Genomic DNA, 21,008 nt, shown 5'->3' with positions numbered 1-21,008 from the left:
GGGTCGGGTAGGGCCGAGGCATACAGTGAGGTTCATGGACTATCGAACACTGGGTGCAAGCGGGCTGCTGGTCTCCACCGTCGGCCTCGGCTGCAACAACTTCGGTTCCCGGCTCGACGCGGACCGGACGCGGGCGGTGGTGGACGCGGCGATCGAGGCGGGCGTCACGCTCTTCGACACGGCCGACATCTACGGCAACGGCGGCGGCTCCGAGACCTACCTCGGGCTCGCCCTCAAGGGGCGGCGCGACCAGGTCGTGCTGGCCACGAAGTTCGGCCACCAGCACGCCGACCTCGGGTACGGGACGGCCGCCGGGGCCAAGGCGGGGCGCGGCTACATCCGGCGCGCGGTCGAGGAGTCGCTGCGTCGCCTGCAGACCGACTACATCGACCTCTACCAGCTGCACACGCCCGACCCGAAGACGCCGATCGGCGAGACGCTGGACGCGCTCAGCGACCTGGTGCGCGAGGGCAAGGTGCGCTACATCGGGCACTCCAACTTCGCCGGCTGGCAGATCGCCGAGGCCGCGCACGTGGCCACCGAGATCAACGCGGTGCCGTTCATCTCGGCGCAGAACGAGTGGTCGCTGCTCGAGCGCGGGGTCGAGGCCGAGGTCGTGCCCGCGGCGAACCACTACGGTCTCGGCGTGCTGCCGTACTTCCCGCTGGCCAACGGGCTGCTGACCGGGAAGGTGCGCCGGGCGACCGGCGTGCCGGAGGGCTCGCGGCTGGCCTCGCGGCCGGAGCGGGTGACCGAGGCGTACCTCGACGCGGTGGAGCGGCTGGCCGCCTGGGGCGACGCGCACGGGCGCAGCGTGCTGGAGATCGGCGTCGGGGCGCTGGCGGCGCAGCCGGGCTGCGCCTCGGTGATCGCCGGCGCGACCTCGCCCGAGCAGGTGCGGGCGAACGCGGCGGCCGGATCCTGGGTGCCGACCGCGGTGGAACTGGCCGAGATCGACGAGGCGCTCGCGCCGTCGCAGGCCGCATAGGGGGCGACCCGGCCACCGCGCCGCCCGCGAACGGCGCTCGGCCCGGCCCCGTAGCGGGGTCGGGCCGAGCTCACGCGCGCGGGGCGCGTCAGGCTACATGGAGTAGGACTCCCGGTCGTCAAAGCCCTGATCCGGGTCGTCGTCCTCGTCCTCGTCCATCAGCTCGCCGGGGTCGTCCGGGACGCGCAGCGAGTCCGGGTCGGGCATGGTGTCGGGCCCGTACCGGTCGAGCAGCTCGCTCGGGTCGCCCGGAACCTGCGGCGAGCGGACGGTGTTGCCTTCTTCGTGGTCGAAGTCGAACGGGTTGGTGGTCATCGTCGATTCACTCCCTGGTGAGTCGGGATGGCGTGAACTCGCCACTTCCGGCCGACCCGGCGAGTGACCCGGGCGACCGGCGGATCAAGTCGACCACCGGCGTCCCGCGTCGGCAACCGTGGCGGGGTGATCTTGGGGAGACTTCGCAGGTCAGAGCATCTATCGGGGGATATCAGGGGGCTCGGCCGCCCGGGTGACGGCCCGCGTTCAGCGGCCCTGGAAGTGGGGCGGGCGCTTCTCCGCGAAGGCGGCCATGCCCTCCTTCTGGTCCGCCGTGGCGAAGGCGGCGTGGAACAGGCGCCGCTCGTAGCGCAGGCCCTCGGCGAGCGGGGACTCGAAGGCGCGGCCGACCGCCTCCTTGGCCGCCAGCACCGCGATCGGGGACATCGCGGCGATGGTGGCGGCCACCTTCAGCGCCTCCTCGAGCAGGTCGGCGGCGGGCACGATGCGCGAGACCAGGCCGGCCCGCTCGGCTTCCTCGGCGTCCATCATCCGGCCGGTCAGGCACAGCTCCATGGCCTTGGCCTTGCCCACGGCGCGGGTCAGGCGCTGGGAGCCGCCCATGCCGGGGATGACGCCGAGCTTGATCTCGGGCTGGCCGAACTTGGCCGTGTCGGCGGCGAGCAGGATGTCGCACATCATGGCCAGTTCGCAGCCGCCGCCGAGGGCGTAGCCGGACACGGCGGCGACCACGGGCTTGCGCAGCCGGGCGAAGCGGTCCCATTCGGCGAACAGGTCGGCCCGGTAGGCGTCGACGAACTCGAGGTCCTGCATCTCCTTGATGTCGGCGCCGGCGGCGAAGGCCCGCTCGGAGCCGGTGAGCACCACGGCGCCGACCGCGTCGTCGCGGTCGAACTCCTCGGCCGCGCCGACCACCTCGTGCATCAGCCGGAGATTGAGGGCATTGAGTGCCTCGGGCCGGTGCAGCGTGATCAGCCCGACCCGGTCCCGGCGCTCGACCTTGATCGTGTCGTACTCGGTCATGGCGTGTACTCCCTGGTGGTGGCGAGGACGGCGGGGCGTCGCGGCGAGCTCGGCGACGCTGGCCGACCCTATAGTCGGACGTCCGAGCAAGTCCAGCACGCCGCCGCGCGCCGCCGCGGAATTCCCCCTGCGTGCGGTCGGTGCCGACGGCTACGATCACCCCCATGCCGGACGAGCCTTCCGAAGACCTCCATTCCTTCCAGGTCGATCTGCGCGGCCTGGTGGATCTGCTGTCCCAGCACCTCTACTCCAGCCCGCGCGTCTATATACGCGAACTGCTGCAGAACGCGGTCGACGCGGTGACCGCGCGCGCCAAGCTGGAGCCGGACGCGCCGCGATCCATCAGGATCCTGGTGCACGAGGGCGGGCTGCGGATCACCGACCCGGGCATCGGGCTGACCGAGCCGGACGCGCACCGCTTCCTGTCCACGATCGGACGCTCCTCCAAGCGGGACGAGCTGGCCGGGGCGCGCCAGGAGTTCCTGGGCCAGTTCGGGATCGGGCTGCTGGCCTGTTTCACGGTGGCCGAGAGCATCAGGGTCGTGACGCGCTCGGCGGCGGCGCCGGACGCCCCCACGATCCAGTGGCTGGCCACCTCCGACGGCACCTACTCGGTCGAGCGGGTGGCGGCCGGGCAGGAGCTGGCCGAGCCGGGGACGCGGGTGGAGCTGACACCGCGGGCCGGGGCGGAGCGCTGGTTCGTGCCGGAGCGGGTGGTCGAGCTGGCCCGCGAGTACGGCGCGCTGTTGCCGTACGAGGTCACGGTGGAGCACGAGGGCCGGGTGGTGCGCACCACCGACAGCCCGCCGATGTGGGACCGCGCGTATCCGAGCCCTGTCGCACGTCGCATGGCCCTGATGGACTACGGCGAGTCGGTGCTCGGCTTCGCGCCGCTGGACCTCGTCGAGTTCGATCTTCCCCTGGTCGGGATCCGCGGCGTCGGCTACGTGCTGCCGCAGCCGGCCAATCCGACCGAGTCCGGCCGCCACCGGATCCACCTCAAGGGCATGCTGCTCGGGGACGCGGTGGCCGGCCTGCTGCCGGACTGGGCGTTCTTCCTGCGCTGCCTGGTCACCGCGGACGCGCTCAAGCCCACCGCGTCGCGCGAGGCGCTGTACGAGGACGAGACCCTGGCCGCGGTGCGCGAGGCGCTCGGCGGGCGGATCCGCGACTGGCTGACCGAGCTGGCCGTGCAGGAGCCGGCCCGGCTGCACGCCTTCCTGTCCGTGCACGCGGTCGGGGTCAAGGCGCTCGCCTGCCACGACGCCGGGCTGCTGCGGATCATGCTGCCGTACCTGGAGTTCGAGACCACGGACGGACGGGTGCCGCTGACCGAGTTCGCCAAGGCGCACAAGGAGATCCTGGTCGCCGCGTCGGTGGAGGAGTTCCGCCAGGTGGCCGCGATCGCGGCGGCGCAGGGCGTGGGTGTGGCCAACGGCGGTTACACCTACGACAGTGAGCTGCTCTTCCAGCTGCCCGAGCTGCTGCCCGGGGTGGCGGTCGAGCAGCTGGCGGCGGACTCGATCACGGACGCGCTCGACCCGGTGGATCCGGTCGAGGAGCTGCGTCTGGCCGGGTTCCTCACGGCCGCGCGGGCCACGCTCGAGCCCCTGGACTGCGACGTGATCCTGCGCGAGTTCCAGCCGTACTCGGTCAGCGCGCTGCACGTCGAGGGCCGGGCCGCGCGCCAGGAGCGGACCAGGGCGGAGGCCGAGGCGGAGTCGGAGGGGCTGTGGGCCGAGCTGCTCGGCGCGCTCAAGTCGACCCAGCCGCGGGCCAGGCTGGTGCTCAACCACCGCAATCCGGTGATCCGCAAACTCGCGCAGATCCCGGACCCGGTGCTGCTCGGCACGGCCGTGGAGGCGCTCTACGGCCAGGCGCTGCTGATGACGCACCGGCCGCTGCGCCCGGCGGACACGGCGCTGCTCAACCGGGCCTTCGGTGAACTACTCGGCTGGGCCACGCAGGTCGCGCGCCCGGCGACGGACGGACAGGAGGCGGCATGAGCGTCGAGGAGATCCGCGCGGGGCTGGCCGAGGCGCAGCGGCTGCCGAACGGGCGGGCCAAGGCCGAGCGGCTCGAACTGCTCGCGGTCGCGGCGAAGGGCGAGTCGGACCGGGTGCTCGAGGCGAGCCTGCTGCTCACTCTCGTCTCGGCGTACGAGTACGGCGGTGAGCGCGAGCAGCTGCCGATCACCTTCGCCCGGCTGCTGAAGATCTACGACGAGTTCCCGACCGAGCTCGGCCGCTTCACGCACGACATCCACTGGAAGCTCAAGTGGATGAGCGGGTCGCTGCTGCTCAACCCGGCGGTGCCGCTGCCGGCCGTGCGCAAGTGGCTGGACGAGTTCGAGTCGCGGTACCGGCAGCGCGGTTACAGCCCGCGGCCGGTGCGCTCGTTGCGGGCCTGGGTCGCTCAGCTCGAAGGGGACGACGACGCGGCGAGCGCGGCCATGGACGCCTCGATCGCGGCGCCGCGCGACCGGATGGCCGACTGCGAGGCCTGCGAACGCAACGACTGGGGCGACCTGCGCGTCGACCTCGGCGACGACGAGGGCGCCTGCCGAGAGTGGGAGCCGGTACTGGCCGGACGGCTGCGGTGCATGGAGGAGCCGGCCCGGGTGCTGGCGATGGCGCTCATGCCGCTGGCCCGGCTGGGCCGGCTGGACGAGGCGCGCAGCGCCCATCTGCGCGGCTACCCGCTGGCGCGCGGCAACGTGAGCCTGCGCAAGAGCATCGGCTACCACCTGGAGTTCTGCGCGCAGTCCGGGAACGAGGCGCGCGGCCTCGAGATCCTGATCGAGCACAAGGCGTGGCTCACCCGCGGGAACGAGGACGTCCACCAGAGGCTGCAGTTCATCACCGGTGCGCTGGTGCTGCTGCGCCGCCTCGCGGCGCTCGGCCTCGGCGACACGCCCGTCGGCGCGGGCACGGTCGAGAGCGCGGGCTCCGAGCTCGCGCGCGAGGCGGACGAGATCTGCGCACGCTACGACGCGCGCAACGGCAGCACCGTGATGAGCTCCACGCTCGCGCAGCGGCTGAATCAGGAGCCGTTGACGGACTGGCTGCCGCTCGGCTTCTCGGTACAGCTGCCGCAGACGCGGAAGCCGGCTCCGGCACCGAGCGTGGCCGCGTCGCTGGAGGACGAACTCGCCGAGGCGGCGCGGCTGACGCGGCTGCGGCACCCGGATGCGCGGCGGGCCTGGCTGCGGGTGGCCAAGCGGGCCGAGGAGAGCGGCGAGGCGCTGCCGGACGCGGCGCGGGCCGAGATCGACCGGCGTCGCGCGGAGAAGCTGTTCGAGACCGATCCGGCCGAGGCGCAGCGGGCGTTCCTGGACGTCGCCGAGCAGTTCGCGGCGCTCCCGGATCCGGGCGGCGCGCTGCGGGCCCGCGGCCAGGCAGTCGCGGCTCTGGCGCGCACGGGCGACCGGCAGGGGGCCGAGGACGCTGCGAAGGTGATCGCCGAGCAGGCGCGGGCGGCGTTCGAGGCGGCGGAGATCTCAGCTCACGACTACCTGGTGGCCCGCCGTTCGCCGGTGAACCTCGCGTACGACGCTCTGGCGCAGCGCGAGGAGCGGCCCGCAGACGAGGTCAAGGAGCTGGCCGCCCTGGTCGAGGCGGAGATCGCCGAGGCGGGCGGGCTCGAGGACACCGCGGTCGCCGCGAGCCTGTACGAGCTGCTGGCGCAGCTGGCCCACTGGGCGAGCGATCCGGAGGCCGCGGCAGACCACCTGAGCTCTGCGACGGAGCTGTACGTGCGGGCCGAGCAGCCCTGGTTCGCCGCCGCGCCCACCGCGACCCTCGCCCAGTTCGCGCTGGGCCGCGACGCCGCGCAGGCCGAGGCCCACGCCCGGCGGGCCACCGAGCTCGGCGGAAACGCGCTCGAGCCGCAGCTGGCCGCACACCTGGGCACGCTCCTGGTGGAGGCGATCTCGCGCCAGCGCGGGCGGGAGTCGGACATCGTGGACGCGGCGCTGCGGGCCTCGGCGCGCTGGCAGGGCATATCAGAGCCTGATGAGCTGCACCTGCGGTTCACCGCGGCCCGGGCCTACCACGCGACCGGGCGGCACGCGGAGGCCGTGACCCTCTTCGCGGAGCTGATGCCGCGGGTGGAGGTCCCGTACGGGCGGCAGGGCGTGGCGATGAGCCACAAGACGTACGGCGAGGCGCTCAGCCGGCTGGGCAACCGCAAGGCCGCGGCCGAACAGTTCCTGCTCGCGGCGCGTGGGCTCGAGGACGATCCGGACAACGTGCTCGCGTACGCGCAAGTCTCCTGGTCCGCCGCCGAGTCGCTGGCCGCCTGCGCGGACGCCGGGACCGCGATCGCCGCGTACGAGAAGGCCGTCGAGCTGTGGCGTGGACTCGGCGCCCTCGGACCGGCGGTGCGCTGCCGGCGCTCGGTGGCCTGGCTGCTCTTCAACGACGACGAGGCCGAACGCGCGATCGAGCTGATGCGCGAGGTACGCGACGAGCTCCAGGCGGTGGTGGGCGAGGCCGGGGATTCCGGCGCGCCGGAGGCGGCGGCCGAGCTGGCCGAGACCGAGAAGCAGCTGGCGCAGATGGCCGAGGCCGAGGGCTGACCGGGCGCGGGAAACGGGCCGGGAACGATCACCCGGACAACAGGGCGCACGCCTGCCTGCCGAGCCGGATAACTCCCGGCCCGGCAGGCGGCCGTGCGGTTGGATGCTGTGCATGACCTCGCCCATGACTTTGACGGTCGACCCCACCGCGACCGCCCCGGCCCTCACCCTCCGCCCATGGCAGGACTCGGATATCCCCGTCGTCGTCGCCGCCCACCGCGACACCGTGATGCGCCGCTGGCTGATGCGCTCCCTCGACGACGAGGACCAAGCCCGCGCCTGGCTTGCCGACCTGGACGCAGGTTGGGCCGCGGGCACTGCGCTGAGCTGGGCTATCGAACAGGACGGCACGGTCGTCGGCTCCTTCGTCGTCAAGGCGGCCAACCCGCCGAAGACGCTCGCGACCGGCGTGGGCTACTGGACCGTCGCCGAAGCCCGCGGCAAGGGCATCGCCTCGCGGTGCGTCGAAGCCGCCACGGAATGGCTGTTCAACGGGCAGGACATCATGCCCGCCGACGAGATCGAACTGCTGCACACGGTCGGCAACGACGGTTCGTGCCGCGTCGCCCGAAAGTGCGGTTACGCCCTCGACTCGGTGCTCGCACCGCTGCCACCGGAGTTCCCGGACTACGGACACCGGCACCTGCGCAAGCGGCCCTCGTAGCGGGCGGCATCGGCCCTCGGCCGTCTCACCCGGATTTTCACGACCTTAACATCGGGATCGGAATCGGCACCGCCCCGCCGGGCGTTGATCGACCGAGTCCCTGTCTTTCCGTGATTGTCCGGAGGTTCCGAGTGTTCGACGTCGTGACGGCGGATCTGCAAGACGCCGCGGCCGCGCCGCTGCTGGCAGGCCTGCAGCAGGAGTACGCCAGCCGTTACGGGCGTCTGGCCTCGCAGGAGTTCGAGCATCCGCAGGGGCATTTCACCGCCGAACAGGGCGGGGCGCTGCTGCTCATTCTGGACGAGGGCCGGACGGTGGCCGGGGGCGCGCTGCGCCGCTTCGACCCGGCGCACGTCACGGCGAACGTGCTCGGCCCGGACTTCTCCGGCGCGCACACCACGGAGTTCAAGCGGATCTGGACCGACAGCGGCTACCGCCGTCGCGGCCTCGGCCGCCGCGTGCTGCGGGAACTCGAGCAGCACGCGGCGAAACTGGGCTACCGGCAGGTGTTCCTGACCACCGGGCCGCGCCAGCCCGAGGCGGTCGGGCTCTACCTGGCCGCCGGCTACACCGAGCTGCCCGACTTCGGCGCCGAGGAGCGCGGCTTCGCCGTGCACCCGTTCGTCAAGACCCTGTCCTGACGAGCCCGCCGGCGACGACCGCGGCTCAGCCGCCCAGGATCATCGTCATCACGCCCGCGCCGACCAGGCAGCAGGCCCAGATCGGGCCGACGTTGAGCCACGCGGTGCGCAGCACCCGCAGCCCGAGCACCCGGTAGACCAGCACCGCGAGCGTCCCGGCCACGGTGATCATGGCCAGGGTGTGCACGAGCGTCACCGCCCCGGCGTCGGTCAGGGCGGTGAACACGCGGGTGGCCTGGTCCGCGCCCGGCGACGCCGCCGAGCCCGGCATCCCGGGCATGCTCGCCGCGCCGGATCCGGCCGTGCTCGGCAGGACCAGCAGCGGCAGCAGCATCAGGCCCGCGCCGTCCACCGAGCTCATCAGGAACGACCAGGCGGTGAGCTGACGCGCGTTCAGCCGCATGCCGGCCCAGCGCAGGTGCCGCTTCGAGACCATCCGCCACAGGCCGAAGCCGACCATGGCCAGGGCGCCGCCGATCGCGACCAGGCGCGAGGCGGCGACCGAGTCGGTGCCCACCACCACGAGCGACCACGCCGATGGACAGGGCGTGGCCGAGCGCGATCGGCGGCAGCGCGCGCAGCAGGGGCCTGATGCCGCCCTGCTGCAGCCCGATCGCCACCGCGAACAGCCAGCCCATGGCCGGGTTCAGGCCGTGGAACGCGCCCATCGCGGCGACGGCGGCGAGCCGGTCCGGGCTCACCGCCGACCGCCTCGGCCGCGCGCTCGCGTCACGGGTAGCAGTAGGAGTCGGAGGACGCGTCCCCGCCCTGGAGCCTGGTCTGGTGCACGCGGCGGCCGCGGAAGTCCTCGCCGTGCGGGAAGAAGCGCGGGTCCACGGTGAGGCCGCCGCCGGGCTCCGCGTCCAGCTTGGCCGCCCAGGCGCCGACGCCGTCGGGGTAGAACTGGTCGTCCCAGGACCCGTAGAGCGAGTTGGTCAGGTAGACGCGGCGGCCGTCCCGGCTGATCTCGACCATCTGCGGCCCGCCGGCCAGCGGCAGGTCGGGCCGGGCCGGGTGGGCGGCGCGCCCCACGATCCCGCCGAGGCGCACCGAGCCGGTCTGCACCGGCTTGAACGGGTCGCTCACGTCGAACTGCAGCAGCTCGCCGGTGCCCCAGGCCGAGACGTAGAGCTGCTGGTCGTCCACGGACAGGTCGATGTCGGTGACCAGCGGCGGCACCGCGCCGAACGGCTTGAGCGCGGGCGGCAGCAGGTCCGGGTCGGCCGGCTCGGCCGGGATGTCGATCACCTTGCGGATCGCCCAGCGCTCGGAGCCGCGCGAGCCCTCGCGGTGCCAGAGCCAGATCGAGGCGGACAGGTCCTCCACGCTGATCACCACGCCGACGAAGCCGTACGCCTGGGTCGGGTCGTGCGCCGGACGCAGCTCGAGCGGCATCTGGTACTGGTCGCCGAGGTCCACCTCCTGGATGTGCTTGCGCTTGCGCAGGTCCCAGAAGTGCAGCCGGTGCCCGTACTTGCGGCCGAGCAGCAGCTCCGGCACGATGCCGTCCTCGATCTGCCCGGGCGTGCCCCACTCGCTGGTCACGACGGTGTCGTGGCCGAGGTGCCACCAGGCGTCGTAGGCCAGGTACTGCGGCCCGCGGTCCACCTCCCAGCGCCCGCGCACCTCGAAGGAGTCGTGGTCCAGCAACGCGATCCCGCCGGGACCCTCCGCCCCGTCGGCCCCGCCCAGCGCGGTCAGGTAAAGGCCCTCGGGACCGCAGTGCACCGTGTGCGGCCTCGAATACCCGGCCCGCTTGGCCAGCTCCTCGGGCTCCAGGGTCTTGACGATCTTCGGCGCGCGCGGGTCCTCCTTGGTGTCGAGCACGTACACGCGCGAGGAGCGCAGCCCCGGCACCACCAGGTAGCGCCGTTCCACGTGCGGATGCGGCGCGTAGGGACACAGGGCGCTGCTGCACGCGTTCCAGCCGAAATGGTGCAGTTCGTCGCCGACATGCGGCATGTCGGTCCAGCCCACGACCTTGCCGTACTCGGCGGAGTCGGGGTCCACGTCGAGCACGGCGATCGCGTCGGGCAGCTCGGCCGCGCGGTCGAACGCGGCGAGGTAGGCCAGCTTCTCCGGCGGCGCGGTGACGGCTTCGCGGGGCGAGGGGTAGAAGGTGGGGTCGGGCTTCCACAGGGGCATGGCGAGGCTCCAGTCAGCGGACTGTGAAGGAGGGAACGCGCAGGCGGCCGCAGCCGGCCGGGTGCGGAGGGAGGGTGCGAGGGGAAGCGGGGGCGTGTCAGTGCACGCGGACGCCGCGACACGCGGCACTGGCGACGCGCAGCAGATCGACGTGTCTGCGGCTGTAGAGGTGGCGTCCCATGGAAGGAATGGTGCCCGTGATCCGGCGGGTGCGCAATGCTCCTGCCGCGCCGCCGGATCGGGCCGGCGGGCCGGTTCGCACGCCCGCGGCCTCAGCCGCGCGCGGCCGCCCAGGCGTCGAACTCCTCGGGCGTGCGCACCCCGCCGTCGAGTACGGCCTCGTAGACGCTCGCGCCGCTCGCCGAGCGCGCGTGCTTGATCCGCAGGATCTCGACCCGCGCCTGCTCGGTCAGCCGCGGCGGCAGGGTGCGCAGATGCGCCAGGTCGGGCTGGCGCTGCGGCTGGTCGACGAACCAGATGTCCGAGGTCCAGTCCCGCCCGGCGGCGGAGCGGAAGCCAAGACCGAGGTAGACGCCGTCCGGGTATGCGTCAGGCTCCTGATTCCAGGCGCCGGTGTCGTCGCGGTACTGGACCCGGCGCACCTGCGCGTGCCGGGCGAGCCGGGCGCCGAGGTCGATGACGTCGGCGACGGTGCCGGCGTCGAGCACCGGGCAGCAGACCGTGATGTCGATGTCCGGACGCACCATCAGGCCCAGGGCGCTGCTGCCGGTGCGGATCGGGTCGCCGAAGACCGCGAGGGCCGTGTCAAGGCCCAGTTCGGCTACGGCGGCATCAGCCTCGTCCTGGAGGGCGCGTTGGTGCTCGAGGATCTCGGAGTCGGTGGCCACCCGCTGATTATGCCGGTACTCCGGGTAGGAATCCCGTCATGGACCGTAGGGAGTGGGGGGCATGACGGCTGCTGTGGACGCCGTCGAGGGAATCGGTGAGGACCCGGCGTCCGAGGGGGACGCGGGGTCCGGGGAGTCGGAGCGGGAGCAGGCGGATCCGCTCTTCGGCACCGGGTACAAGTTCTCGGCCGGGTGGAACCGGCACGACGAGGAGTTCGCCGACATGTCGCTCGGCACCCTGGCCCGGCGCCTGCCCGAGGTGATGGGCCTGTGCCTGCGGCTGTCCTGGCGCACCGACGCGCGGGCCGTGGTGATGCTGCTGGCCTGCCAGATCGCCAACGGGGTGCTGACCGCGTTCGGCCTGCTGGCCACCCAGCGGGTGCTGGTCTCGCTGCTGGCCGAGGGCCCGACGCCCGGCCGGGTGCGCGCGGCGATCCCGTCGCTGCTGGTGGTGGGCGCGGCGGCGATGTGCGCGGCGCTGCTCGGGGTGGCCGGCAAGGCCGCCAGCGGCGCGCTGCGGCCGAAGGTGGCCCGGCTCGCCTACCGCGAGCTGCTCCAGCGCGCGGTGCGGGTCGAGCTGCTGCGGTTCCAGCAGCCGGAGTTCAAGGACCTGATCGCCGCCGCCCAGTTCGGGGCCGGCTGGGCCGAGTACATGCTCGAACAGATCTCCGCGCTGATCACGTCCGCGGCCGGGATCGCCGCCGCCGCGGGCGTGCTGGCGGCGCTGAAGTGGCAGCTCGTGCCGCTGCTGATCCTGGCGGTGGTACCGGACGGTGTCAATACCCTGGTGGTCACCCGCAGGCGCAACGCGTCCCGGCTCAAGTGGCTCTCGAAGGTGCGCCAGCAGACCCGGCTGACCACGCTGATGGTGGATCAGGACCCGGCCGAGGAGGTGCGGCTGCACGGGGTGGACAAGCTGCTTCTCGCCCACCACGACCGGCTCTCCGAGGACAACGAGGCCGAGCAGGCGCGGCTGGCCGTCTACGCCGCGAAGGCCTCGCTCGTCTCCCGCGCCATCTCCGGGACCACGACCGCGGTGATCTACCTGGTGCTCGGCTACCTGACCTGGCGCGGCCAGATCCCGCTGGCCACCGCGGGCACCGCGGTGTTCGCCATCGGCAAGGGCACCAGCCAGCTCGCCGGCATGGTCACGGCGATGAACTCGACCGTGGAGTACGGCCTCTACCTGGTGGACCTCGCCGACGCGATCGAGCAGGCCGAGCAGGCGCAGATCCCGGACGACGCGCCCGCCCCGGCCGGCCCGCCGCAGCTGATCGAGGCGCGCGGGCTGCGGTTCCGCTACCCGAACAAGGACTCCGCCGCGATCGACGGGATCGACCTGACCATCCGGGCCGGGGAGGTGGTCGCGTTCGTGGGCGAGAACGGCTCGGGCAAGACCACCCTGGCCAAGCTGCTGACCGGCCTCTACCTGCCCACCGAGGGGCAGCTGCTGTGGGACGGCGTGCCGCTCGGCGAGCTGAGCCGCCCGGCCGCCGCCACCCACGTCGGGCTGCTCCCGCAGAGCTTCGAGCACTGGCCCTTCACCGCCCGCTGGAACATCGCGGTCGGCCGCCCGGAGGTCGAGCACGACGACGCGGCCGTGCGCGAGGCCGCGGCGCGCGGCGGCGCGGACACCGTGATCGACGAGCTCAAGCAGGGCCTTGACACGCTGATCGCCAGCGAGTTCTTCGGCGGGGTCAACCTCAGCGGCGGCCAGTGGCAGAAGATCGCGCTGGCCCGCAGCTTCCTGCGGGACGCGCCCGTGCTGCTGCTGGACGAGCCCACCGCGAGCCTGGACCCGAAGGCGGAGCAGAAGGCGTTCGAGACGGTGATGACGCTGGCCGAGGGGCGCACCGTCATCCTCATCACGCACCGGATGAACAGCGTCCGGCACGCCCACCGCATCGTCGTGCTCGACCACGGGCGCATCATCGAGCAGGGCAGCCACGCCGAGCTGATGCGGGCGCGCGGCCACTACGCCGAGCTCTACCGGCTCCAGGCCGAGGCGTTCTCGCTGCCGGAGGACGAGAGGTGAGCCGGCTCAGCGCGTCGGGCGGCGGAAGCTGACCTTCTGACCGCTCTTGCGGACGGGCGCGGCCTTGCGGGCGGGCGCGGCCTCGCGCTCGCGCGCCCGCTCCTTCTCCTTCGCCTCCACGGCCTCCGCCTCGTGCTTCTCCTTGATCCGCACGCTCTCCTTGCGGAACTCGGCCTGGGTGGCGCGCTCGCGCACCAGCCACTCGGGGGCGTCTTCCTTGAGCGCGTCGATCTCGGCGGTGGTCAGCGCCTCGGTGACCCCGCCGCGGGCCAGGCCCGCGATGGAGACGTTCAGCCTGGCCGCGGCCACCTCGCGCGGGTGCGGGCCGTCGCGGCGCAGGTCACGCAGCCACTGCGGCGGGTCGGCCTGCAGCGTGTTGAGCTCGTCGCGCGAGACGACACCCTCTTGGAACTCGGCGGGCGCGGCCGGCAGGTGGATGCCCAGCTTCTTGGCCGCCGTCGCGGGCTTCATCGTCTGGGTGGTCTTGTGCGGACTCATGCGTCCAACAGTAGCTTCCATGCGCGGCCGCTCCGACCAGGGCGGGTACCCTGACCGGGTGACAGGCACGCAGGAGACCGCTTCGTTCCGACTCGCCTACGTCCCGGGCGTGACTCCCGGCAAGTGGGTGCGCACATGGAGCGAGCGGGTACCGGACGTGCCGCTCGACCTCGTCGCGGTGTCCGCGGCCGAAGCGGACCGGACGCTGCGCGAGGGTGGCGCGGACGTCGGCCTGGTACGCCTGCCGATCGCCCGCACCGGCCTGCACGCGATCCCGCTGTATGAGGAGACGAGCGTGATCGTGGTGCCCAAGGACCACGAGATGGCGGCGGTCGAGGAGGTGAGCGTCGGGGACCTCGACGAGTACGTCCTGCTCCACCCCCTCGACGACTGCCTGGACTGGCCGGCCTTGCCCGGACAGCCCGCCCGCGAGCGCCCGGACACCACGGCGGACGCGGTCGAGCTCGTCGCGGCCGGAGTGGGGCTGCTGGTCGTGCCGCAGTCCCTGGCCCGGCTGCACCACCGCAGGGACCTGACGTACCGGCCGCTCACCGGGGCGCCGAGCTCGCAGGTGGCGCTGTCCTGGCTGGAGGAGCAGACCACGGAGCTGGTCGAGGAGTTCATCGGGATCGTGCGCGGGCGCACGGTGAACAGCTCCCGCGGACGCGGCGCCGCCACGGCCCCGGCGGCGGCCCGGCGTCCGGAGAAGGGCGCCGACAAGGGCAAGCAGGGCGGCGCGGGGGCGGCACGCAAGAAGGCGGCGCCCGCGAAGTCGGCCAAGCGCGGCGGCGGCAAGCCGAAGCGCCGGGGCTGATTTTTCCTCGTCTTCGGGCAGGTGGCGGGCGGCCCGGATCAGTCGCGCGTGACGAGCGCCGGGTGGCGCGGGTCGTCGCAGCGTACGGCGATGTCGGAGGTCTCCACCGGCTGCTGCTCCTCGTCGTAGCGCTGATACGCGGGCAGCGTCCACGCGTCCTCGGCGCCGATGCGTCGCCCGAGCGCGGCGGCCGACATGGACAGATGCACCGTCAGGTCGAACGCAAGGCCCACCCCGAGCAGCAGGGCGCCCTCCACCAGGACGACGCCGTCCGGGCCGAGTTCGACGTACTGCGCCCGGTACGCGCGGTCGGCCTCGGCGTCCCACAGGCGCGGCAGCACCCGGCCGCTGCCGCCCGGGCCGATCGGCGCGAGGACCTCGCGGTCGATCGCCTTGAGGTCCAGCCACTCGGTGTAGAACACGTCCGGGTCCTCGCGGCCGAGTTCCAGCCGGAGCGAGGCCGGGCGCAGGTAGTCGCGGGCGGCGATGTGCACGGCCTGCCTGCCGCGTAGCCGCAGCGCCTCCACGAGCCGCTCGGCCAGTTCGCCGGTGCGGGTCGGCGGGGCGCCGTCGAGCGCCACGGCCACGCGCGTACCCGTGCCCCGCGGACCGCGCGGCAGGGCGCTGATCGTCTCGGCGAGGTGCTCGACGAGCAGGTCCGGCGAGATGGGTCGGGCACGCATGTCACGATCCTTCCGCGCGAGATCGGTTTCTGTCGGACCAGTCGCATACATTGTCGCTCACGTGATCGACAGGGACTGGACGGGCCGGACAGACAGGGGAGGCGTCGTGGGATCGACTTCGATGATCGAAGCCGGGGGCGGGATCGCGGGTGACGAGGACGTCCTGGTCGTACCCGCGTCCTGGCGGCGGGTCCTGCACCAGCGCCACGGCGGCGCGCCGGGTCCGGCGGCCACGCTCAAGCCGGGTCCGTGGGAGGACGGGGAACTGGGCGCGACGCCGGCCGACGCGGCGACGTTCGCGCTCAAGGTCAAACCGGGGTACTTCGACGACCTGTGGGTCTTCGTCGACACCTGGGCGCATCGCCGCGGGCTCGCGTTCGCCGCCGCCGCGACCCTGGGCCTGAGCGACGGCGCGTCCAGTTCGGAGGCGCAGATCGCCGCACTGCTGCGGATGCGCAGGCTGCTGGCCGCGGCGAACGAGGCCGACTACGCGCAGGCCGTGGCGGCGCTCGGCGCGCTGCGCGTCGACTACACCGGACGCATGGTCGCGTCCTACCTGGCGCCCACCGAAGCGGCGTGGGCGGACGAGGTGCTCGCCGAATCCGCCATCGACGGACACTCCGGCGCTCATCGCAGGATCCTGCCGTACATCCTCGGCACGCCCGAACAGGCCGCGCGGCTCGGCCCGGCCACCGAGGTGCTGCATACGAACTGGACCGACTTCGGCATGCTCGCGTCCGTCGGGGAGGGGCTCGGCGCCGCGGCACTGCCACTGCTCACGGCGTTGCTCGACACCGACAAGTACGTGTCCGTCGAAGCGCGGCGCGCGGCGTTCGCCGTCATCGCGCAACTGCCGAGCGACGAGGCCTTCGAGACTCTGGCGAGCAGGCTGGCCGAGAAGTTCGTCCCGGGCGCCGTACGCGAGGCGATGGAGCGGTTTCCGCGCCGGGCGTTGCGTCTGCTGGCGCGGACGGCGAACGGCGGCGGCCCGAGCGCGGCCGCCGCACGGAAGCTGTTGGCCGGTCAGGTCAGGAACCACCCCGGCCTGGTCGAGGCCCTGTCGTGCGGCGGCGAACTGCCCGAGAGGGACGCCGCGCTGATCTCGAGGCTGGCGCGGGAAGCGGCCGGGCGGCCCGAGGCGGGCCCGGAGCAGCTTCCCGCGCTGCTGCGTACGCCGCCGTGGACGGTGAAGGGCGGCGCCAAGCAGGTCGAGCCCGCGGTGGTCGCCGGGCTCGAGCCGCCCGAGGTGAACCGGATCGACTGGGCGGCCGGCGAGCGCGAGGACTGGCTCGCCTGGAGCCCGCTGCGGGGCAGGCCCCGGGACTGGGAGTCGGAGGCGAAGTCCCACGCCGAGAACGGCTTCCACGACGAGCGGCGGCATTACGCGCGCTACGGCGAGGAGGTGACGGCGCGGGACTTCCTCACCCACGCCCCCGAGGAGCTGGCCCGGCCGCTGCTGCCGCGCTGGCAGCCGGAGATCCAGTACTGGACCTCCCTGGTCGCCCTCCTCGGTCCGGTCCTCGCGCGCTTCGAGCAGGAGGCGCTGCCGACCGCCCTGACGGCGCTGGGCGAGGCGAGCCCGGCCGCCGCCGGACCGGTCCTCCAGCCGGTCGTGCACCCGGCGGTGGCGCGCACGATGGCCGACTGGTTCACCCGGTACAAGTCGGCGCGCGGCTACGCGACCGCCTGGTTCACCCGGCACGCGCCGGACGCGGCACTGCTGCTGATCCCCGACGCCGTGGGCGAACGCGGGCCGCGGCGGGTCGCGGCGGAGAACGCGCTGCGCTTCCTGGCCCCGCTCACCGACGTGCGCGCGGCCGCGGTGCCGTATGGCCCGGATGCCGTCGCCGCGCTCGAGCAGGCGCTCGACTTCGACCCGCTGGACCTGCATCCGCGGCGGATGCCCGCTCCCCCGAGCTGGCTGGCCGGCGCGAACCTGCCGCAGATCCTGCTGCGCGGCCGGGAGTACGCGCTGCCCGTGGAGGCGGCCCGGCACGTGCTGTCCATGCTCGCGATATCCAAGCCCGGCGAGCCGTACGCGGGCATCGCCGTGGTGCGGGAGCTGGCGGACGGCACGTCGCTGGCCGCGTTCGTCTGGGAGGTGTTCGAGTCCTGGCAGGCGGGGGACCTGCCGGCCAAGGACACCTGGGTACTCACGGCCCTGAGCCTGTTCGGCGACGACGACACCGCGCGGAGGCTCGCGCCGCTGATCCGGGCCTGGCCCGGCGACGGCGGCCACCAGCGGGCGGTGGCCGGGCTCGACGTGCTGACCGCGATCGGCACCGACGTGGCCCTGATGCAGTTGCACCAGATCTCGCAGAAGGTGCAGTTCAAGGGGCTCAAGGGGCGGGCCCAGGAGAAGATCACCGAGATCGCCCGCGCGCTCGACCTGACGGCCGACCAGCTCGCCGACCGGCTCGTGCCCGAGTTCGGCCTGGACGAAGAGGGCAGCCTACGACTGGACTACGGCCCGCGCCGGTTCCGGGTCGGCTTCGACGAGCAGCTGCGCCCCTTCGTCATCGACGAGTCGGGCACGCCTCGCAAGATCCTGCCTCCGCCGAACGCCAAGGACGACGCGGAGCTGGCCGCGGCCGCGCGCAAGCACTTCGGCGGCCTGAAGAAGGACGTGCGCACGGTCGCGGACGGCCTGGTGCGCCGGCTCGAGGCCGGCATGGTGGCCGGCCGGGTCTGGAGCGCCGAGGAGTTCCGCGAGCTGCTGCTCGGGCACCCGCTGGTCTGGCACATCACCCGTCGGCTGGTGTGGCTGGGCACGGAGGGGAATGCGGATACGAACGCCGAGGTGGACGGGTTCGGCGGTGTCGGCGACGGCGGCTGGGCCGCGTTCCGGGTGGCCGAGGACCGCAGCCTGGCCACGGTGGACGACGCGCCGTTTGTCCTCGCCGAGGGCGCGCGGGTCCGGCTCGCGCATCCGATCCACCTCGGCGCGGAGCTCACCGCCTGGGCCGAGCTGTTCGCCGACTACGAGATCGTGCAGCCGTTCCCCCAGCTCGGCCGGCCGATCCACGCGCTGACCGAGCAGGAGCGCGCCGGGAGCGAGCTGGCCCGCTTCGAGGGGATCACCGTCCCGGTGGGCCGCGTGCTCGGGCTGCTCAAGCGGGGCTGGCAGCGCGGCGGGCCGATGGACGGCGGGGTCGCGAACACGATCAGCCGGGAGCTGGGCGCGCACCTGTACGCGGTCGTCGACCTGGATCCGGGCATCGCCGTGGGCTACGTCGAAGCGCTCGGCGACCAGACCCTGCGCAAGGTCTACCTCGCCCGAGACACGGACGGCTACCTGAACCGGCAGCGGCAGGACGGTCCGCACCTCGACCTGCTCGATCCGGTCACCGCATCCGAACTGATCGGAGACCTGATCAAGACGGCGAACTGACCAGCCGCGGCGCGGCGCCGGTGCAGGCCCCGGTCGTGGCGGGGTGCGCGGCGGCCTCGCCGAGGGCCCGCCGCGCCACGTCTGCCGACGCGGCCTGATATACGGCCTCGTAGACGGCGCGGGCCAGGCGGGCGCCCCAGCGGGAGCGCGGTCCGCCGAAGAGTTCCACATGCCGCCCCGGCTCGGGCACGCGCGCGGCGACGCAGACGGCGTCGGACGCGGTGCCCGAGCAGTCGTAGCCCGCGTCGAGCAGGGCCTGCACCTTGGCCTCGGTCGCGGTGGTCGCGCAGTTGACCAGCGCGGCGTCGGTGAGCGCGGCGGGTATGGCGGCGACGATGTTGATCGTGCCGGGGCGGTAGGGCGTGGGCACGTAGTCGGGCGCGGCGGCCCACGTCGGGACGCCGAGTCCGGCCGTCACGACCGCTTCCACCTCGTCGTCGGCGGCGTGCACGAACGCGTCCACCGGGGCCGCCGTCATCAGGCCCATGCCGGGGCCGGTCAGGCCGAGCCCGGTTGCGAGCTCGCGCAGATGCGCCTCCGGGTCCATCCGGTCGTAGCCCGGGCGCACCTGGGCGTTGAGCACCCACTCCCGTTCGCCGAGGCCGCCGCCGAGCACCGCGGATCCGATCATCCGCCAGCCCGGCCCCGCGTGCCACGCCAGCATGTGCCGGCACGCCCCGTCTTCCACTCGCGCCGCACGCACCACGTCCACGGGGAAATCCTGCCATGGCAGCCGTCGCCCGCCCGGCCCGGCCCTGCCCCCCGCGCGCGGTCGCCGCGCGGGCGCCGCCACGGAGTCTCAGGCCGCGTTCGCCTTGCGGAACCTGCGGCCGGAGCGCAGCGAGCGGACGACGGTGCCCGGGCTCATGAGCGTGTCCGGGTGGGTGAGCATCCCGGTGACGCGCGACAGCCTGAGGTTGAGCTCGGGGTCGATGACCGAGCCGACCAGCATCGACTCGCTGACCCGCTTGGCGATCCGGTAGCCGCGCGGGTAGGGGCCGGGGACGTGCGGGAGCGCGAGGTCGGGGAAGGTCGAGGTCTGCCACGCCGCGTCCACGATGACGCGGACCAGGTCGAAGTACGGCTTCGCCGGCAGACTCAGGTCGGGGCCGGAGGGCGCGGGCGCGGCGGCCGAGGGCGCGCCGGATCCGTTGGCCGAGGCGGCCGCCTCGGCCGGCGCCGCGCCGCCGCCGGAGCCGGAGCCGAGCATGTCGGCCGCTTCGCCGCGCAGGTAGGCCGAGAGGCACGAGGCGTGCAGCATCGCGCTCGTCATCCCCTGGCCGTAGACCGGGTTGAACGAGGCGACCGCGTCGCCGGCCACGATCAGGCGGGCCGGGAAGCGGGCGAGGGTGTCGTAGTCGCGGCGGCGGCTGTCGGCCTGATGGTAGGTCACCACGTCGCTGAGCAGTTCGCAGTGGTCGACGATGTCGCCGAACATGCCGGGGAAGTCGCGGCGGCACCGGGTGGTGAAGTCCTCCAGGCTGCGCTCGGGCCGGTCCTGGTCGTATCCGGCGACGAGCACGATCCACCGGTCGTCCTCGGCCGCGACGAAGCCGCCGGTGCGCGGCAGCCGGCCCGGCACCGGCGTGGTCAGCGACACGTTGACCAGGGTCGTGGTGTCGAGCACCTTCGGGTCGCGGCGGTAGACCGCGGTGGCGTAGTTGAGCTTGATGGGCATGCGCACCAGCGGCGGGGCGCTCCAGCCCGCCTGCTCGAGCCAGTCGGCCAGCCTGCTGCCGCGGCCGGTCGCGTCCACGACGAGGTCGGCGTCGAGGTCGACGCCCGCGCCCGCGTCGCCGTTCGGCGCGTAGGTGGCGCCGACCACCGCGCCGTCCTCGATCCGCAGCCCGGTGGCCCGGCCGGTCAGGACCCTGATGCCGGGGAACTCGAGCGTGCGCCGCCGGATCAGCGACTCGAGGAACGGGCGGGAGGAGAGCAGGCCGGGCACGTCGGTGATCTCGACCGAAGGCCGGGCCACGCCGTCGATGTAGAACTCGACGTCCGCCGGGGTGGACGGGAGCGCGCCGCCGGCCTCGGCCTGCGCGGTGAAGCCGGGGAACCAGCGGTCCAGCTGCAGTTGCCCGGCCGCGAGCAGCGCGTGCACCTGGCTGCCCTGCGGCACGCCGGGGCGCGGCCCGGCGCCGACCTCGGCGTCGTCGGGTTCGATGACCAGGACCTCGTCGGCGTGGTCGGCCAGCACCCGGGCCGCCATCAGCCCGGCGACGCTGCCGCCGAGCACCAGGGCCCGGCCGAGCCGGCGGGTCGCGGGCGGCGGCGGGGCGTGGCGGCTGGTGATCGAGGCGTAGACACGCGCGCGAGCGGTCACGAGGCGACTCCCGGAAGGTGGGCGGCTGGCTGCACGGGGTACTTACTCACCGGTACTGAAGCAGTGGGCTGCTTCACTCGTCAAGGGAGTGAAGGGG

18 protein-coding genes are annotated in these 21,008 nt (G+C 73.4%); 8 read left to right on the top strand and 10 right to left on the bottom strand.

The annotated features are described in order from the left end of the window. The first annotated feature begins 34 nt into the window (after nucleotides 1–34). The gene (locus KDL01_RS25670; protein ID WP_212531170.1) at nucleotides 35–988 is read left to right on the top strand and encodes an aldo/keto reductase; all 954 of its coding nucleotides are present in this window, start codon (nucleotides 35–37) and stop codon (nucleotides 986–988) included. A 93-nt stretch (nucleotides 989–1,081) separates the two neighbouring features. Here the strand turns inward: KDL01_RS25670 and KDL01_RS25665 are convergent, their stop codons facing one another. After that, nucleotides 1,082–1,303 (bottom strand): hypothetical protein, encoded by a 222-nt coding sequence (locus KDL01_RS25665; RefSeq protein WP_212531169.1) that lies wholly within the window; start codon nucleotides 1,301–1,303, stop codon nucleotides 1,082–1,084. 207 nt (nucleotides 1,304–1,510) lie between these two features. Then, nucleotides 1,511–2,287 (bottom strand): enoyl-CoA hydratase, encoded by a 777-nt coding sequence (locus KDL01_RS25660; RefSeq protein ID WP_212531168.1) that lies wholly within the window; start codon nucleotides 2,285–2,287, stop codon nucleotides 1,511–1,513. 164 nt (nucleotides 2,288–2,451) lie between these two features. Between KDL01_RS25660 and KDL01_RS25655 the strand changes: the two genes are divergently transcribed. The 4 genes from KDL01_RS25655 (at nucleotide 2,452) to KDL01_RS25640 (ending at nucleotide 8,171) form a co-directional block, all read left to right on the top strand. Next, nucleotides 2,452–4,293 carry an HSP90 family protein gene (locus KDL01_RS25655; RefSeq protein WP_212531167.1) on the top strand — a complete coding sequence of 614 codons (1,842 nt, stop codon included), beginning with the start codon at nucleotides 2,452–2,454 and terminating at the stop codon, nucleotides 4,291–4,293. Next, complete coding sequence (locus KDL01_RS25650; RefSeq protein WP_212531166.1) at nucleotides 4,290–6,866, top strand: hypothetical protein; 2,577 nt, start codon at nucleotides 4,290–4,292, stop codon at nucleotides 6,864–6,866. The genes KDL01_RS25655 and KDL01_RS25650 overlap by 4 nt, the downstream gene beginning before the upstream one ends. 112 nt (nucleotides 6,867–6,978) lie before the next feature. Then, nucleotides 6,979–7,530 (top strand): GNAT family N-acetyltransferase, encoded by a 552-nt coding sequence (locus tag KDL01_RS25645; protein ID WP_212531165.1) that lies wholly within the window; start codon nucleotides 6,979–6,981, stop codon nucleotides 7,528–7,530. Nucleotides 7,531–7,643: 113 nt separating this feature from the next. Next, complete coding sequence (locus KDL01_RS25640) at nucleotides 7,644–8,171, top strand: GNAT family N-acetyltransferase (RefSeq protein ID WP_438801987.1); 528 nt, start codon at nucleotides 7,644–7,646, stop codon at nucleotides 8,169–8,171. Between the two features lie 25 nt (nucleotides 8,172–8,196). Here the strand turns inward: KDL01_RS25640 and KDL01_RS25635 are convergent, their stop codons facing one another. The 4 genes from KDL01_RS25635 to KDL01_RS25625 form a co-directional block, all read right to left on the bottom strand. Then, nucleotides 8,197–8,688: a hypothetical protein gene (locus KDL01_RS25635; RefSeq protein ID WP_212531163.1), complete on the bottom strand. Its 492-nt coding sequence runs from the start codon at nucleotides 8,686–8,688 to the stop codon at nucleotides 8,197–8,199. Nucleotides 8,689–8,900: 212 nt separating this feature from the next. Next, a complete protein-coding gene (locus KDL01_RS25630; protein ID WP_212531162.1) occupies nucleotides 8,901–10,316 on the bottom strand; it encodes a selenium-binding family protein in 1,416 nt (471 codons plus the stop codon). 97 nt (nucleotides 10,317–10,413) lie between these two features. Continuing rightward, the gene (locus KDL01_RS46035) at nucleotides 10,414–10,497 is read right to left on the bottom strand and encodes a putative leader peptide (protein ID WP_368861650.1); all 84 of its coding nucleotides are present in this window, start codon (nucleotides 10,495–10,497) and stop codon (nucleotides 10,414–10,416) included. 91 nt (nucleotides 10,498–10,588) lie between these two features. After that, on the bottom strand, nucleotides 10,589–11,164 hold the full coding sequence (locus KDL01_RS25625) for a hypothetical protein (protein ID WP_212531161.1): 576 nt from the start codon (nucleotides 11,162–11,164) through the stop codon (nucleotides 10,589–10,591). A 61-nt stretch (nucleotides 11,165–11,225) separates the two neighbouring features. On the opposite strand from KDL01_RS25625, the gene KDL01_RS25620 reads away from it, so the two are divergent. Beyond that, a complete protein-coding gene (locus KDL01_RS25620; RefSeq protein WP_212531160.1) occupies nucleotides 11,226–13,199 on the top strand; it encodes an ABC transporter ATP-binding protein in 1,974 nt (657 codons plus the stop codon). 6 nt (nucleotides 13,200–13,205) lie between these two features. Here the strand turns inward: KDL01_RS25620 and KDL01_RS25615 are convergent, their stop codons facing one another. Continuing rightward, nucleotides 13,206–13,697, bottom strand: coding sequence for a DUF5997 family protein (locus tag KDL01_RS25615; RefSeq protein ID WP_212531159.1), 492 nt, complete (start codon nucleotides 13,695–13,697; stop codon nucleotides 13,206–13,208). Between the two features lie 58 nt (nucleotides 13,698–13,755). Between KDL01_RS25615 and KDL01_RS25610 the strand changes: the two genes are divergently transcribed. Then, a complete protein-coding gene (locus KDL01_RS25610; RefSeq protein WP_212531158.1) occupies nucleotides 13,756–14,511 on the top strand; it encodes a LysR family substrate-binding domain-containing protein in 756 nt (251 codons plus the stop codon). A gap of 38 nt (nucleotides 14,512–14,549) precedes the next feature. Here the strand turns inward: KDL01_RS25610 and KDL01_RS25605 are convergent, their stop codons facing one another. Further along, entirely contained in the window at nucleotides 14,550–15,194 is a 645-nt protein-coding gene (locus KDL01_RS25605; protein ID WP_212531157.1) for a nucleoside/nucleotide kinase family protein, read from the bottom strand. A 121-nt stretch (nucleotides 15,195–15,315) separates the two neighbouring features. Between KDL01_RS25605 and KDL01_RS25600 the strand changes: the two genes are divergently transcribed. Then, entirely contained in the window at nucleotides 15,316–18,585 is a 3,270-nt protein-coding gene (locus KDL01_RS25600) for a DUF4132 domain-containing protein (protein WP_212531156.1), read from the top strand. On the opposite strand, the gene KDL01_RS25595 is transcribed toward KDL01_RS25600, so the two are convergent. Beyond that, nucleotides 18,569–19,297, bottom strand: coding sequence for an adenosylcobinamide amidohydrolase (locus KDL01_RS25595; protein WP_212531155.1), 729 nt, complete (start codon nucleotides 19,295–19,297; stop codon nucleotides 18,569–18,571). The two genes, KDL01_RS25600 and KDL01_RS25595, sit on opposite strands and share 17 nt — an antisense overlap. Nucleotides 19,298–19,384: 87 nt before the next feature. Continuing rightward, nucleotides 19,385–20,911 (bottom strand): FAD-dependent oxidoreductase, encoded by a 1,527-nt coding sequence (locus tag KDL01_RS25590; protein ID WP_212531154.1) that lies wholly within the window; start codon nucleotides 20,909–20,911, stop codon nucleotides 19,385–19,387. Between the last annotated feature and the right edge of the window lie 97 nt (nucleotides 20,912–21,008).

Source organism: Actinospica durhamensis, from assembly GCF_018139695.1.
Taxonomy (GTDB): Bacteria; Actinomycetota; Actinomycetes; order Streptomycetales; family Catenulisporaceae; genus Actinospica; species Actinospica durhamensis.
Note: the sequence above shows the minus strand (reverse complement) of the source record. Positions and strands in the feature narration are given on the sequence as shown.

Coding starts and splice junctions, on each gene's coding strand:
- KDL01_RS25670 (WP_212531170.1), top strand. CDS start 35: ATGGACTATCGAACACTGGGTGCAAGCGGGCTGCTGGTCTCCACCGTC.
- KDL01_RS25665 (WP_212531169.1), bottom strand. CDS start 1,303: ATGACCACCAACCCGTTCGACTTCGACCACGAAGAAGGCAACACCGTC.
- KDL01_RS25660 (WP_212531168.1), bottom strand. CDS start 2,287: ATGACCGAGTACGACACGATCAAGGTCGAGCGCCGGGACCGGGTCGGG.
- KDL01_RS25655 (WP_212531167.1), top strand. CDS start 2,452: ATGCCGGACGAGCCTTCCGAAGACCTCCATTCCTTCCAGGTCGATCTG.
- KDL01_RS25650 (WP_212531166.1), top strand. CDS start 4,290: ATGAGCGTCGAGGAGATCCGCGCGGGGCTGGCCGAGGCGCAGCGGCTG.
- KDL01_RS25645 (WP_212531165.1), top strand. CDS start 6,979: ATGACCTCGCCCATGACTTTGACGGTCGACCCCACCGCGACCGCCCCG.
- KDL01_RS25630 (WP_212531162.1), bottom strand. CDS start 10,316: ATGCCCCTGTGGAAGCCCGACCCCACCTTCTACCCCTCGCCCCGCGAA.
- KDL01_RS46035 (WP_368861650.1), bottom strand. CDS start 10,497: ATGGGACGCCACCTCTACAGCCGCAGACACGTCGATCTGCTGCGCGTC.
- KDL01_RS25620 (WP_212531160.1), top strand. CDS start 11,226: ATGACGGCTGCTGTGGACGCCGTCGAGGGAATCGGTGAGGACCCGGCG.
- KDL01_RS25615 (WP_212531159.1), bottom strand. CDS start 13,697: ATGAGTCCGCACAAGACCACCCAGACGATGAAGCCCGCGACGGCGGCC.
- KDL01_RS25605 (WP_212531157.1), bottom strand. CDS start 15,194: ATGCGTGCCCGACCCATCTCGCCGGACCTGCTCGTCGAGCACCTCGCC.
- KDL01_RS25600 (WP_212531156.1), top strand. CDS start 15,316: ATGATCGAAGCCGGGGGCGGGATCGCGGGTGACGAGGACGTCCTGGTC.